This window comes from Streptomyces sp. CB02959 (genome assembly GCF_002803155.1).
In the GTDB taxonomy this organism is placed as follows: domain Bacteria; phylum Actinomycetota; class Actinomycetes; order Streptomycetales; family Streptomycetaceae; genus Streptomyces.
Map to the genome: position 1 here is coordinate 15,377 of NZ_NNBP01000014.1, position 13,012 is coordinate 28,388.

The 13,012-nt window shown below is 70.3% G+C and carries 13 protein-coding genes and 2 pseudogenes; 6 read left to right on the forward strand and 9 right to left on the reverse strand.

Going from position 1 to position 13,012, the window contains the following annotated elements:
* Window positions 1-54 precede the first annotated feature (54 nt).
* Together CG747_RS49710 and CG747_RS22575 are read right to left on the reverse strand one after the other, a co-directional pair.
* A pseudogene (locus tag CG747_RS49710) lies at window positions 55-186 on the reverse strand (NUDIX hydrolase); the annotation flags it as partial.
* Window positions 187-694: 508 nt separating this feature from the next.
* Window positions 695-1,654, reverse strand: coding sequence for an asparaginase (locus tag CG747_RS22575; RefSeq protein ID WP_100603619.1), 960 nt, complete (start codon window positions 1,652-1,654; stop codon window positions 695-697).
* 214 nt (window positions 1,655-1,868) lie between these two features.
* On the opposite strand from CG747_RS22575, the gene CG747_RS22580 reads away from it, so the two are divergent.
* The 3 genes and pseudogenes from CG747_RS22580 to CG747_RS22595 all read left to right on the forward strand — a co-directional run.
* A complete protein-coding gene (locus CG747_RS22580; protein WP_100603620.1) occupies window positions 1,869-2,525 on the forward strand; it encodes a GntR family transcriptional regulator in 657 nt (218 codons plus the stop codon).
* Between the two features lie 387 nt (window positions 2,526-2,912).
* Window positions 2,913-3,218 (forward strand): hypothetical protein, encoded by a 306-nt coding sequence (locus CG747_RS22590; RefSeq protein WP_100603622.1) that lies wholly within the window; start codon window positions 2,913-2,915, stop codon window positions 3,216-3,218.
* 67 nt (window positions 3,219-3,285) lie between these two features.
* A pseudogene (locus CG747_RS22595) lies at window positions 3,286-3,432 on the forward strand (transposase); the annotation flags it as partial.
* Window positions 3,433-3,856: 424 nt separating this feature from the next.
* On the opposite strand, the gene CG747_RS22600 reads toward CG747_RS22595, so the two are convergent.
* Window positions 3,857-4,990: an NAD(P)/FAD-dependent oxidoreductase gene (locus CG747_RS22600; protein WP_100603624.1), complete on the reverse strand. Its 1,134-nt coding sequence runs from the start codon at window positions 4,988-4,990 to the stop codon at window positions 3,857-3,859.
* A 106-nt stretch (window positions 4,991-5,096) separates the two neighbouring features.
* Between CG747_RS22600 and CG747_RS22605 the strand changes: the two genes are divergently transcribed.
* Window positions 5,097-5,783 carry a TetR/AcrR family transcriptional regulator gene (locus tag CG747_RS22605; protein ID WP_100603625.1) on the forward strand — a complete coding sequence of 229 codons (687 nt, stop codon included), beginning with the start codon at window positions 5,097-5,099 and terminating at the stop codon, window positions 5,781-5,783.
* Window positions 5,784-5,898: 115 nt separating this feature from the next.
* Here the strand turns inward: CG747_RS22605 and CG747_RS22610 are convergent, their stop codons facing one another.
* Window positions 5,899-6,636 carry a peptidase E gene (locus CG747_RS22610; RefSeq protein WP_100603626.1) on the reverse strand — a complete coding sequence of 246 codons (738 nt, stop codon included), beginning with the start codon at window positions 6,634-6,636 and terminating at the stop codon, window positions 5,899-5,901.
* A gap of 240 nt (window positions 6,637-6,876) precedes the next feature.
* Here CG747_RS22610 and CG747_RS22615 point away from each other — a divergent pair, with 240 nt between their 5' ends.
* On the forward strand, window positions 6,877-7,374 hold the full coding sequence (locus CG747_RS22615; RefSeq protein ID WP_100603627.1) for a DUF402 domain-containing protein: 498 nt from the start codon (window positions 6,877-6,879) through the stop codon (window positions 7,372-7,374).
* Between the two features lie 16 nt (window positions 7,375-7,390).
* On the opposite strand, the gene CG747_RS22620 is transcribed toward CG747_RS22615, so the two are convergent.
* Window positions 7,391-10,006, reverse strand: a complete 2,616-nt coding sequence (locus CG747_RS22620) for a DUF3376 domain-containing protein (protein WP_100603628.1) — start codon at window positions 10,004-10,006, stop codon at window positions 7,391-7,393.
* A 253-nt stretch (window positions 10,007-10,259) separates the two neighbouring features.
* On the opposite strand from CG747_RS22620, the gene CG747_RS22625 reads away from it, so the two are divergent.
* Window positions 10,260-10,607, forward strand: a complete 348-nt coding sequence (locus tag CG747_RS22625; protein WP_100603629.1) for a DUF3040 domain-containing protein — start codon at window positions 10,260-10,262, stop codon at window positions 10,605-10,607.
* A 55-nt stretch (window positions 10,608-10,662) separates the two neighbouring features.
* Here CG747_RS22625 and CG747_RS22630 read toward each other — a convergent pair whose 3' ends face one another.
* From CG747_RS22630 to CG747_RS48200, 4 genes are all read right to left on the reverse strand, one after another.
* The gene (locus CG747_RS22630; protein WP_180985666.1) at window positions 10,663-10,944 is read right to left on the reverse strand and encodes an acylphosphatase; all 282 of its coding nucleotides are present in this window, start codon (window positions 10,942-10,944) and stop codon (window positions 10,663-10,665) included.
* Between the two features lie 110 nt (window positions 10,945-11,054).
* Window positions 11,055-11,432, reverse strand: coding sequence for a 5-carboxymethyl-2-hydroxymuconate Delta-isomerase (locus tag CG747_RS22635; protein WP_100603630.1), 378 nt, complete (start codon window positions 11,430-11,432; stop codon window positions 11,055-11,057).
* 60 nt (window positions 11,433-11,492) lie between these two features.
* On the reverse strand, window positions 11,493-12,635 hold the full coding sequence (locus CG747_RS22640) for a prephenate dehydrogenase (protein ID WP_100603631.1): 1,143 nt from the start codon (window positions 12,633-12,635) through the stop codon (window positions 11,493-11,495).
* Between the two features lie 194 nt (window positions 12,636-12,829).
* Window positions 12,830-13,012 (reverse strand): hypothetical protein (locus tag CG747_RS48200; RefSeq protein WP_219621517.1); only part of this gene is annotated, 183 nt, incomplete at its 5' end.

Below are 13,012 nucleotides of genomic sequence, written 5' to 3' on the forward strand. Positions count from 1 at the left end.
GCGCCGCCAGGCCGGAGGGCAGCCGAGTGGGCCAGGTGAAGGTCGGTGGTGACCTCAGTGCTGGATCAGGCCGCCGACTGGGACAGGAGCGACGTGGCCGGTTGCCGGAAGGGTCTGCGCCAAGGCAAGGCCGATGTCGACCAGCGATGACCGACGCAGATTGGCGACGTCGGGGGCCGGAGTCCAGGACTGGGAGCCGGAAGACCTGATCGCTGCTCGAAGACGACATGAAGCGGTTACGGAACAAGTCAGGCGCGAACCGGCTGGGCTTCGCGGAAGTCGTCGCCGATCCTGGCGAGGCCGCGGGGCATGGTTGCCTCCATGGGGACGTCAGGGGTAGAGGCTGTGCCAGTAGGTCGCGCGATCGTCGAGCACGGCCAGCAGGAGGCCGACGAGGTCGAGCCTGCTGGTGCCGGCCAGTAGGGAGCGGTGCGGGACAAGTACGGTGGCCAGTGGGTGCGTTGCGGGCGCGTTAGTGAGAATGCCGGGCCGGATGTCGGGGCGGAGACGGTGTGGTAGCTGAGATCGCGTATCTCGCCCACGGCGACCACCAGCAGGCCAGCGCCGCCACCGGCGAAGTCCTCGACCGCCTCGCTGCCACCGGCCGGCTCCTGTTCTGGTAACCACTGCCCTTCCGGCCGACTGCCCCTGCCTCATCAGAGGCGGGGTTCTGGGGCGCTGCCCTTGGTGATGGCTACGTGTGCAGGATCTGCGCGGGGCGTACCGCGCCGACCGGTTCCCCGTGCCCGAGTACGGGCGTTGTCGCCAGTTCGGTGAGGGTGGCGTCGACGTCGATGTCGATGCCGAGCCGGCGTAGCGCGGCGATCATGACGACGGGGCGGGCCCGGGTGGAGCCGTCGGCGATCTTCAGGGCGATCGACGAGCCGTCGGGCAGTGCCATCGCGTAGACGCCTTCCGCGCCGTCCTTGGCGATGGATCCCGGAATTGCGCCCATCAGCCGGGTCACGTCCCGCCCCGTGCCGCCCACGTATTCAGGGTGCGTGTTCATCGCCTGGGCGACCCGCCGCTCCAGCGATCCGTGCCGGCCGGTCGCCAGCTTGGCGAACGCCCGCGCCAGGCCGCGGTAGCCGATGGCGAACAGGGGCGCCCCGCAGCCGTCGACACCGGTAGCGGCGACCTTCTCGCCGGCCAGGTCCTCGATCGTCTCGCACAGCGCGCGCTGCAGCGGGTGGCGCGGATCCAGGTACGTCGCCGTGTCCCAGCCATTTGCGACGCAGGTGGCGAGCATCGCGGCGTGCTTGCCCGAGCAGTTCATCGTCAACGGGGTCGGAACGCCGCCATCGGCGAGGTACGCGTGCAGCGCAGCTTGGCCGATGGGCAGGGCGGCCGTGCACTGCAGGGCTTCCGTGCCGAGCCCGGCGCCTTTGAGGATGCTGCGCACGCCATCGAGGTGGAAGGGCTCTCCGGAGTGGCTCGCACATGCCAGTGCCAGCAGTTCGCCGTCCAGGTCGAGTCCGGCACGCACCATGCCGAGCGCCTGTATGGGCTTGTTGGACGACCGGGGATACATTGCGCGGTCCGCTTCGCCGACGCTCAGCACGGTTTCCCCGTCCGGCCCGGCCGCGTGGACCGTTCCGTGGTGCACCGACTCAAGGAAGTCTCCTCGCCAGACCTCCGCCACCACCGCGTGCATAGCGCGCTCCCTACTCTTCGGCCGGACCGGCCGGACGACTCGAACTGTCAACAGTTATCACTTGCACGCGCTCTACGTCGACCCTGCGCGGGGCATTGACAGACCCCGGTTCACCCCTGTCCACTGTCATCTGTCGACACTTCGAGGCAGTCGTCGACACTGGAAGACGACCGACGATCCCCAGACGGTCACCCCGAACGGACGGGAGGCACCCATGCCCGACACGCTCCAGCGCGGCCTTGCCGTCCAGATCGCCGAGACGCTCCGCGAACGCATCCTCGGCGGCCAGATCCCCTCCGGGACCCGCATCAACGAGGTCGAGATCGCCCGCGAGCTGAACATCAGCAGGGGACCCCTGCGCGAGGCCATCCGGTACCTCGTCAGCGAGGGCCTTCTGGTGCACCGCCCCAACAAGGGCGCCGTCGTGTTCGAGGCCCAGCCGGACGAGGTCGTGGCGCTCTTCGAGCTGCGCTCAGCGCTGGAGACCGCCGCTGCGCGCCTGGCTGCCGTACGGCGCGACCGTAAGGACGTCACCGCGCTGCGCCGTGCATGCGAACGGTCGAGGAAAACCCTCGCCGCAGGCCGCCAGCTCGTCCACCACACCGACCTCGACTTCCACGGGGCACTGCTCCAGGCGGCACGCAGCCCCCGCATCACCGAACAGGTCTCGCGGGTGCACCAGCAGATCATCGTGATCCGCAGCCGTCACAACGTGGCCGCCTCGCACACCGACGCCTCGCTGGCCGACCACGAGGAACTCGCGGAGGCCATCGCCGAGGGTCAGGCCGACCGTGCCGCCGAACTCATGGCCCACCATCTCGACCGGGTACGGCTGCAGATGATCACGGCCATGACGGGCACCGGCGCCTGACGCGACCGAGGACCACGTCCGACGCCGCTGCCCCACCCCTCACCGCTCCACTCTCAGCGCTCCCCCACGCTCTTTTTCAGACCCCTCGTACCCGTCTGCCGGCATGCCCGGCTCCGAGGAGTACCGTCCCCATGCCCGAAACCCTCTCGGTGGACGCTGCACAGGCGTCGCCACCTCGCAGATCGCGCCGCACACCGGCACTGTTCCAGGCGGCCCTGCCCATCGTGCTCATGCTGATGCTCGTCATCTCCGGCTCCATCTGGCTCAGGCTCAACCCGGTCGTCCTGCTGGTCGTCGCCGGCTCATGCGCCGGCATCATCGCCTGGCGGCTGGGCGTGACCTGGGAGGCCACTATCAGCCTCGGCGTGCCTACGACCAGGAGAGGGCTTGAGCAGCGACGGACATCAAGAAGAACCGGGCCGCGATCTGAGCACGTGGACGCTCGACCGGCTGCAGACGTTCATCCATGACGCCCACGGCCAACAACTTGAGACGGCACGCGTCGCCGCGCAGGGACAGGCCTACAACTCCAGCCGTCCCCGAGAAGCCCGCCGCCAGTGGGCGAAGCTGTCGCTACTCGCGAACGGGCGCATGCTCGACAACGCCGAGGGACGCTCCGCGCGGGTGGCCCAGCAGGACTTCATGCTCCGGATGTGGGTGATCGACCGGCTGGGCCCTGACAACTGGGCTTGATCCGCTTTGGCGGACATCGGAGATCAGGGGCTTCGGCCCCGGAAGGATGATGTCCATCATGGAGAGCATGGGGAAGACGAAGCCTCGCCCTCGCCGGTCGTTCACGCCGGAGTTCAAGGCCGAGACAGTCGAGCTGTGTCGGCGGGGTGACCGCTCGGTCGGTCAGGTCGCCAAGGACTTCGACCTGACCGAGACCGCGGTGCGGGACTGGGTCGGCTACCGCACACCCGCCGACTACGAGACCGCCCTCGCGGCCTGACCACCACACCAACGGTGTCTGTCAAAGCGGAACAAGCTCAGTAGCCAGGAAATCACCCTCCCGGTGTGTCGAGCCCGTCGTGCCAGAGGCGGTGGTTTCCGAGAAGAGGTCGAGGCCTCGCCCGCGACCGTCGGTTGGGCCTCGCGCTCGTCCCGCTGTTGTCTCCGTCGGCTGGCTCGTGGTCCGGCCCGGCGGGTGCGTCGGCTGATTCGGGCGGACCCGCCCACCGGCGCCCTGTGTCCGCTGCGCGACCCGGACGCGCCTGAACTGGACGAGGACGGCGACGGCCGCGAGGACTGAGCCGACGCCGAGGACCCGCGCTTCAGAGCACCAGGCGGTGCTGCGTCGGGCCACCTGTCGCTGTACGCGTGACTGCGGATCACGCGTTTGGTTCGGCACCGGTCATCAAGGCGAGCAGGCTGTGGGGCGCGTGGTTGTCGATCATGATCGTGTAGAAGCCGTCGTCGTCCGCTTCCACAGCGGCGGCGCGGGCGAACATGGCTTGTTCGTGCGCGGCGAGCGCGGTCTCCGCATCGTCGGGGTGCGCGGCGAGGGCTCGGCCGAGTTCGGCGCCGTCCTGCATGGCCAGGTTGGCGCCTTCGCCGTTCGGTGCCCGGAGGTGGGCGGCATCGCCGAGCAGGGTCACTCCCGGCACGCGGTCCCAGCGGTGTCCGGCCGGCAGGGTGAAGATGGGGCGCAGGACCGGCGGGGTGTTGCTGTCGGTGATCAGGGCGGTGAGTGCGGGAGCCCACCCGTCGAACTCCTTCGCTACCCGTGCGGTGAGGGCTGCGGCATCGGTGGTGTCGAAGTCGGTGAACCATTCCTGGGGCTTCTTCAGCTGCGCGTAGGTGTGCAGGGTTCCGCCGCCTTCACGGTGGGCCAGCAGTCCCCTGCCCGGTGCGAGCGCGAACAGCGAGCCGGCTCCGACCGCCTTCGCGGATGCGGGGTGGAGGGTTTCTGCGTCGGAGAGGAACGTCTCCACGCTGCAGACGCCGAAGTACTGCGGAGTGGCTTTCGAGAGCAGCGGTCGTACGCGCGACCAGGCGCCGTCGGCGCCGATGAGCAGGTCCGCGACCACGGTGGTGTTGTCGGCGAAGTCCACCTGGTGGCGGCTGTCGCCGAGGGCCTGTACGGCGGTGACCTTGTGGCCCCAGCGGACGGTTCCGGTGGGCAGGGAGTCGAGGAGCATTTGCCGCAGTTCGCCACGCGGTGCCTCCGGGCGTTCGCCGGTTCCGGTATCGGGCAGGTCGAGCAGCACGTTCCCCGCCTGGTTCATGACCCGGTACGCCTCGCGGCCCGGGAGGATCAGCTTGTGGAACTCCTCGATCAGTCCGGCCGCTTCCAGAGCGGCCTGCCCGCTGTGGGGGTGCAGGTCGAGCAGGCCGCCCTGGCGGCGGGCGTCCGGCGCGGGCTCCGCCTCGTAGACCGTGGCCGGGATGCCGTGCACGTGCAGTACACGGGCCAGTGTCAGGCCGCCCAGACCTGCTCCGATGATCGTGGCAGGTGCCGTCATGGTGTCCTCCTAGCTTGCGGGGTGTCGTGATGCCCTCTTTGGATCGCCACTCCATTCACGCTAACATGAAGTTGGATCGACGCTCCATTCGTGCGATGCTGGGGTCATGGTGAAGAGAACAGTGAAGGGATCTGCGCGGGCTCCGCGGCGGACGGACAGCCTGTCGAGGGAGCTGATCATCCAGACCGCGATCGAGATGCTGGACAGCGGCGGCGAGAAGGCGCTGACGCTGCGCGCGCTCACCGTGCGCCTGAGCACCGGCTACGGGGCGATCTACCACCACGTCGCGGACAAGAGTGATCTGCTCGCGACGGCCGCTGACGAGGTCATCACCGGCGTGATGTCGGGCGCGGTCGCCGACGCGGATCCGCGCACTGCTCTGCGCGTCCTCGCCCTCGGTCTGTTCGACGCGATCGACGCCCACCCCTGGGTCGGGGCGGAATTCTCCCGCCAACCGTGGCGGCCCGCGCTGCTGGACTTCTACGAGGGCGTCGGCCGCCTGCTGGACGCCCTCGGTGTTCCGGAAAAAGCGCGCTTCGATGCGGCCGGCACGCTCGTGAACTATGTCCTCGGCGTCGCCGCGCAGAACGCCGCGAACGCACGGCTCCGCACGGGCAGCGACACGGACCGAGAGACCTTCCTGGAGAACGCCGCCACGCAATGGGCGCAGGTCGACCCGGGCCGGTACCCGTTTGTGCACGCGGCGGCGACTCAGTTGGGCGAGCACGACGATCGCGAGCAGTTCCTCGTCGGGGTAGACATCTTTCTCGCCGGTATCGCAACCCTGCGTTAGGGCGTGTTATGGAGAACATCCCGAACGCGGAAGCCTCTTCCAGCGCCGGTCAGGATCGTCAACCTGCCGAGAAAGAGGCAGCCCCACGCCAACCGGGGCACCACCTGTCGCCTACCTAGGGAACGGCGGGGAGCCGGCGCGGCTCGATGCGCTCCTCGACGGCCGAGTCGCCGTCGCGGGTGACGAGGTACGCGCCCTTGCCCGGGACTTCGGTCACCGCCTCGACCAGCTCGGTACCGCGGTAGACCAACCCCACCCCGTCATCCGTGCAGTGCGCCACCGGCAGGGTGCCCTCCGCGACCAGCCGGTGGATCAGCGGCCGGCGGCCCTCGTCGACGTCGTAGTGCACACCGTTCCCATACGGGAGGAAACCGAGGGCGTTGGTGAGCGGGCGCAGTTCCGGGCCGAACGAGTCGGTGGCGCCGCCCTGGAACCAGCAGAGGGATCCCGCGCTCACCCCGCTCAGCACCACCCCCGCCTGCCAGGCGCGGCGCATGACGAGGTCCAGTCCGTGCACGCGCCACACGGCCAGGAGGTTCGCCACCGAGCCGCCCATGACCCAGACCACGTCCTGATCGAGCACCGCGCCCTCGACGTCGTCGAGGTTGGGCATGGGAAACAGGTGCAGGGGCGTCAGATCGAACCCGGCGACCCGAGCGGCCTCGGTCATCCGGGCGGTGAAGTGCTCGGCGTCCCCGATGGCGGTGCCGACGTACATGACGCGGGGCCGGCGGCCGTGCACGCCGGAGAGGTCGACCGCGTGGTGCACCAGCGAGTTGAACCGCACCATGGTGCGGCCCCCCGTCCGGTGTCCTCCGGAGGTGGCGAGAATGGTCGGGTCCGGTGCCGTCATGACCGCGACCCTATCGCTGCGGTGCGCGGGGGGTTCCACGGGCCGGCCCCAACGGGGTTGCGGCGCAGGCCCATCGGGCCCGCGGGCGGCCCGGCGGGCCGACGAGGAGTTGCGGCCCGGGTGTGCCCGGGGCCGACGCCGGTGGCGCCCCGGAAATGCGCTGGCACTGCGGCCGCGGTCCGGGAGAAGGTGCGAGCGTTCGGTGGTGGAATCGACCCATGTAAGGGAGCAAGGGGAGCCGTGGTGACTGGCAATGCGCTGGCGGTGGGTGGCGAAGTGAGTGTCACGCTGACGAAGGCGGGGCGGACCAAGGTGCGGTACCCCGCCACCGTCGTGAGCGACGACGGGGTACGCGCCGTCGTACGGGCACCCTGGGCGAGGCCCACCACTCGGGACTTCGGGTTCGTGCGCTTCGAACCGGGCGATGTCTTCACCGAGTACTACTGGCGCGACCGCTGGTACGCGGTCAAGGAGGTGCGGGCCGCCGACGGTTCGGTCAAGGGCTGGTACTGCGATGTGACGCGCCCCGCCGAGGTCGGCCCGGACGGCATCGCGGTCGAGGACCTGGACCTGGACCTGTGGCAGTCGGCGGACGGCGCGACCGTGCTCCGCCTGGACGAGGACGAATTCGACCGGAGTGGCATCGAGGCCCGCGATCCGGCCGCGGCCGCCCGGGCGCGGCAGTCCCTGGACGCACTCGAAGAGCTCGCCCGCACCGGGCGGTTGCGCGCCCTCTGACCTGTGCCGCCCCGGCTCACGGGCCGGAAGGACGGGTCCGCAGCCGGGCGGCGGAGCGCAGCGACTGCCACAACCGGTGGCACGCGACACCGGACAGGCAGGAGGACACCAGGAACGCCCCCTCGGTCTTGAGGGCCGCCTTCTTCACGGCCCCGGGCACCTCCAGCGGGGCGCGCTCGTAGGTTGCCCGGGCGCTGCGTCGCACGTATGCCGTCGGGATGCGGCGCACCGGGCGCCGCTGGCGAACGGAGAGTTCGGGGTCGTCGCTGTCCAGGTGCCGGCGGTCGGCGAAGAAGGACCGGCCGTATTCCACGGCGGTTCGCCACACCTTGTGCCATCCGGGAGTTCCCGGAGCATCCGGGTTGCCGGTGTCGCTGAGCAGCCGCAGCACGGCGTCGCCGACCTCCTTGAGGTTCTTCTTCCCTTCGTCGGTCCTGAGGTGCCCGAGCAGCAACGCCTCATCGGTCTGCCGGAGTTCCAGGAGGTGGCCCGCCATCCACTGCCAGGCGCCCCGCGCCGTCCGCGGCGCGCCGGACGTGTCGTCCGGCGGGGCCTCGGCGGTGAGGATGGCCTGGTGCAGCAGCTTCTCCTCGCGCCTGCGTTCCGGCTCGCCCATGCTGCCGAGCAGGCGGAGCAGATGATGGGCGGCGTCCAGCCGGCCCCAGGCGAAGTCGGACTGCCGCCAGGCGGGGTTGGCGAACGCACCGAAGTGGGCCAGCCGGGTCCCGTACAGCTTGCGCTCGCCGAAGCCGTCGAGGTGGTCCTCGTGGAACAGCGGGCTCATCGTGTCCGGCCCCAGTCGCATGAAGGCGAACTTCGGTGTGAGCGGCTCCACGAGCTGTGATGGCGGTGCGTACACCCGGGTGAGCACCTCGACGGCCAGGCACGCATGCACCACTTCCCGCGCACTCCAGCCGTTGTGGAGTTCCGCCTCCGTCATCGCGCGCACATAGCTCTCGCTCGCCGTCCCCACGATCTCCCGCAGCCGGTCCGGGATCCCCAGCCGGACGAACAGCTCGTCATAGAGGCGAGCGGCGCCCTCCTCCGCCAGGTCGTTCGGGTCGGCGTTCCTGCGGATCTCGGAATCGAGGGCGTCGGCGAGTGCCAGCACCTCCCGCAGGCACCTGCTGACCTCGCGGCCCCCCTCGCCGAGGGACGTCTGCGCGCCTTCCCGCTTCTCCTCTTCGAGCAGTTCGAGGAGGTGGCCGATCAGACACTGGATGACGCGCTCCGCGGCGACGATCCCCCAGTTCCACGGCTGTGCGGGATCGAAATCCAGGGACTGGTCGAAGCGGGGCAGCCAACTCGGGTGCCGCCACGTGCCGTCATCGCACCGGTGGGCGCCCAGGATGCCGTCGACCCGTTCGCTGTCCAGTTCCGGTGTCACGATCAGGGCGCTGATGTCGCTGCTCTCGCCGATCCGTTTGCGCAGGTTGTAGAGGAGCGCGATGGCCCGGCTGCGGCGGTATTCGTTGTTGAGCTTCCCCGCCACGTCGCGGACGTGTGCGTACAGTTCTCCCTCGCCCTGCCGCTCCGATGCGCTCAGCCGCTGGAACAGGTCGACCTGCTGGTCCCGGATGCCCGTCCTCAGGCGGGCGGCGAGGTCCTCCATACCGGACCGGAGGTTCACTTCCTGCGGGTAGCGGATCGCATTCAACGCGGTGGTGTTCCAGGTGATCTCGCTGCACAGGGAATTCTTGGTGCTTTCCTGGGCCAGTCGCCCTATGGACGGCACCACGTAGACCACGACCCGTTTCATGGGGACATCGAGTGTGCGGCGGGTGATTTCGTGGAGCACCGGCCCGAAGGGCGCATTGTTGAGCACACCGCCGTCGATCACGCAACTGGCCGGGAAATCGAGTTCGGGATCCGGCATTACCCGGTGATCCAGCATCGGGAACTCGGAAACCGGCCGGAACGCCACCGGGAATCCCGCGGTGGCCCGAGCCGCATTGACAAGCGCTGGCGAGTTTGCGCCCGTGAAATGAGCGACGGACCGCTCGGTGAATTTCCACTCCTGCCGGTCGTCCAGCTCGTAGCCGAGGTGTTCGCTGCTGTTCTCCTGCTGGAAACGGTAAAGGCGCCGGTGATCGCGGACCTGGAATTCCGTGCCGAAGCCGTCACGATAGCTTCGATCCCGCCCGTCCAGAGCCGTCGCCGTGACGAACAGCGTGACCGGATGCGTACTGCCTTCGGGGCTCTCCTCGATGCGGTGGAGCGCGTTGCGGACCTCCGTCGCGAAGGTGTCACCGTTCAGCACGCTCATCCGGGGCGGCGGGGCCAGCAGATTCTGCAGGGAGGCGGAGTGCGTCCAGAGGTCCTTGAGCGGCGGCAGGCGCGCGCCGCGGGCGATCGCCGTCGCCAGTATCAAGCCGTTGATACCGCCCGCCGAGGTGCCCGAGACGATGTCGACCACGACCTTCGTCCCGGCCTTCCGGGCGAGTCTGCGCCAGATGGCGAAGACTTCCCGGTCGCGTACGTCGACGGAGTCCTCGGAGTCCGGGCCGGAGGCCCTGCGCAGCAGATCCATTTCGTGCGTGACCCCGCCCATCCAGACAGCGAGGCTGACGCCGCCGTTGAGGACCAGTGCCAGCCGGGTCTCATGACGGGCCACCGGCTTCTCGGTTGTCATGCCAACTCCCGCGCTCGTGCGCCCCGGAGCTCCGCCGACTTGCGGATCCGCCGAGGCTGTGCCTCATGCCCCACTTCGATGCTTGCGCGCGGCGGCGGCCGGTTCCACTTGGTCACCGGGGACGTGACGGCGCGGTCACGCCACGGTGACGGCCGCCACCGCCGGGGTGCAGCGATTGCCGGGTGGGCGGGCCGGGATCAGAGTGGGAGGGAGAGCGGAAGGCGTGGGGGCGGTCTCACGGAGGAGTACCGCAATGGCTGAGGCACTCTCCCGCCGGGAGCGATTCCTCCTGGCACAGATCGAACAGGACTTGCGCGTGCAGGACGCGGAACTCGACCGTCGTCTGACGACCATGCGATGGGACGTACCGCTGCCGCAGGCACCACCGTCCGCGCCGTGTGACGGGGCCTGCGGGGCGGCTCACGGATTGGGAGCCGTGTTCCGGGGCCTGTTGGGCTCGGTCGCCACGGCCGCCGCGGCGGCGTTGATCTCGGCGTGCACGACGGTCTGGGGACTGACGCTCACCTGCCTGGCCCGGCTCATGGGCCGGTGCGCGCGGCTGCGCGGCACGGACGACCGCGATCGGAGAAAGACGCCGTGACCGGACGGTCGGCGCGGCAACGGCGCCGAGGGCGCCGGGAAGCCGGTCGACCGCCTCACGGACGCGGAGCGGTCAGGACCTCGAAGCCGCTCAGTCCTTCCGGCCGCTCGTCCCGTACCTCGACTTTCTCCACCTCGGCGGACGGCGGTCCCTGGTGTGCCCACTGCACCATCTGCGCGACGCGTTCCTCGGGACCTTCGAAGACCGCTTCGACGTCCCCGCCGGGCAGGTTGCGCACCCACCCCGAGACACCGCGCCCGAGCGCGGTTTGGCGGCAGGTGTCCCTGAAGAAGACGCCCTGCACCCGTCCAGACACGATCACGTGCTTCCGCACCATGGGCAGGACTGTAGATCACCGGGCCCGGCCGGGAGACGACCCCCGCGTCCGGCGTGCCTTCGTCCGCGTCGGGCCGCTCCTCGTGTCGGAGCGGTGTCGGCCACCGGTCGTCACTGCCCGGTGGTGGCCGGCTCCACGTGTTTGGCATAGGCCGCGTCGAGGTCGCGTACCTCGACGGAGGCGTGCACGGTCAGGCCCGTCGCATTCGCCGTGTGGGCGCGCACCAGGTCGAGGACCGCCTGGCCCAGTTCCTGCCTGGTCTCGGTGGCGCGGCCCGGCAGGATCGCGAAGTCCACGTGGATCAGGGCCTGTCGGGGTTGGTCGTGGGCGATGACGACATCCTCGACGCAGCGGAACCGGGTCTTGCAGCTCTCGACGGTGATGCCGTCGACCTTCTTCGCGGCGAGGGCGTGGAGCTCGTGTGCGAAGCGGCGGCGGTCCAGGACCTCCCGCAGGGACGCGTCGTGGTCGATCAGGATGTGTGGCATGCGGGGTCTCCTCCTGGAGGGTGCGGGTGGGGCAGACGGGGCAGGGGAAGCGGACGTGGACTAACGGACCGTCCAGCCGCGGTTGCGGAGGGCCTCGGTGAGGGCGTGGGCCACGTCCGGGGCCACCTTGAGCCCGACGGAGTCGGCCGCGGTCGGTGTGGCCCCGGTGTCCGGACGGCCCGAGTCCGCCGGTGCAGGTCCGGCCAGTTCCAAGCCCGTCAGTTCCAGACCCGTCAGTTCGAGCCGGGCCTCGTCCACGTCGTCCAGGAGCCGCGCCAGCGGCCGTTCGCGGCCGCCGAGGGTGACCGAGAGCACGGTGTGGGGGAGCGCCCCGGGGCCGTCGTACGGGGGTGAGATGCGGGAGCGGCCCTCGACACCGCGGTGCAGTACCGCGGTCAGGTCGGCCAGGGCGTCGGCGGTCGCCTCCGGTGCCTGGTCGGTGGCGGACAGCCGGGACAGGGCCTGGGCGGCGGTGGCCAAGTCCGCGCTGAGTTCGGTCAGGAGCGGGGTGAGGGAGGTGGCGTTGGCGGCGAGGATGTCGGCCCAGAGCCCGGCGTCGCCGGACGCGACCCGGGTGGCGTCGCGCATCCCGCGGCCGGCCAGCCGGACCGCGTACTCCTCGCCCTCGCGCAGTCGGGCGGCGATGAGCGTCGCCATGAGGTGGGGGAGGTGGGAGACCAGCGCCACGGCGCGGTCGTGGTCGGGCGGGTCCAGCAGCACCGGCACCGCGCCGCACAGCGACACCAGTTCCAGGGCCCGGTTGAGGGCGGACTCGCTGGTGTCCGGAGAAGGGGTGAGTACCCAGTGGTGGTCCTGGAAGAGCTCGGCGCGGGCCGCGAGCGGGCCGGAGCGTTCCCGTCCGGCGAGCGGATGGCCGCCCACCAGGGTCGTGGTGTCACAGCCGAGGGCCAGGCACTCGGCCTGCGGTAGCGCCTTGACGCTCGCCACATCGGTGTAGACGCGGGCGAGTTCGGCCTTCTGGTGGTCGGCGAGGGTCCGGGCGGTGGACGACGGCGGTACGGCGATGACCGCGATGTCCACCGGTGCCGACGGGGGCTCGGGGGTGCCGGCGCCGCGTGCCGCGGCGATTCGGAGGCGGTCGGGATCGCGGTCGATCAGATGCGTGGTCACTCCGCGAGCGGTCAGGGCCAGGGCTATGGAGGTACCGATGAGTCCGGTGCCGACGACTGCGGCGGTGTGCAAGGTGGCGCTCCTCGGCGGTGAGAGGGCGGGCAATGCGGGGTTCCCGGGCCCGGCGGGGACGGTGGACGGACGGGCCCGGGGCGGGAGTTCGGGCGGTGGTGGTCTACGAACCGTACGGGTCGGGCCGGTCTTGCGCGTAGGCCCGGTCCTACGGGGAGGGCCGGGCCTACGGGTCGTACGGGTGGCGGGTGGTGTCAGCGGTCGGCCGGGGTGGGTACCGCGGGTTCCTCCGCCGGGGCCGGTCTGCCGGTCAGGCGCCGCAGCAGTGCCGGGTTGGTGAGCATCACCGCGTTGCCGATGAGGATCAGCGCGACGCCCGCCAGGTCCCGGGCCGTCCAGGTGAACTTCTCGAAGACCGTGGACAGCAGCAGCGCCAC

Coding starts and splice junctions, on each gene's coding strand:
- CG747_RS22580 (WP_100603620.1), top strand. CDS start 1,869: ATGCCCGACACGCTCCAGCGCGGCCTTGCCGTCCAGATCGCCGAGACG.
- CG747_RS22635 (WP_100603630.1), bottom strand. CDS start 11,432: ATGCCACACATCCTGATCGACCACGACGCGTCCCTGCGGGAGGTCCTG.
- CG747_RS22575 (WP_100603619.1), bottom strand. CDS start 1,654: ATGCACGCGGTGGTGGCGGAGGTCTGGCGAGGAGACTTCCTTGAGTCG.
- CG747_RS22620 (WP_100603628.1), bottom strand. CDS start 10,006: ATGACAACCGAGAAGCCGGTGGCCCGTCATGAGACCCGGCTGGCACTG.
- CG747_RS22625 (WP_100603629.1), top strand. CDS start 10,260: ATGGCTGAGGCACTCTCCCGCCGGGAGCGATTCCTCCTGGCACAGATC.
- CG747_RS22630 (WP_180985666.1), bottom strand. CDS start 10,944: ATGGTGCGGAAGCACGTGATCGTGTCTGGACGGGTGCAGGGCGTCTTC.
- CG747_RS22610 (WP_100603626.1), bottom strand. CDS start 6,636: ATGACGGCACCGGACCCGACCATTCTCGCCACCTCCGGAGGACACCGG.
- CG747_RS22600 (WP_100603624.1), bottom strand. CDS start 4,990: ATGACGGCACCTGCCACGATCATCGGAGCAGGTCTGGGCGGCCTGACA.
- CG747_RS22605 (WP_100603625.1), top strand. CDS start 5,097: ATGGTGAAGAGAACAGTGAAGGGATCTGCGCGGGCTCCGCGGCGGACG.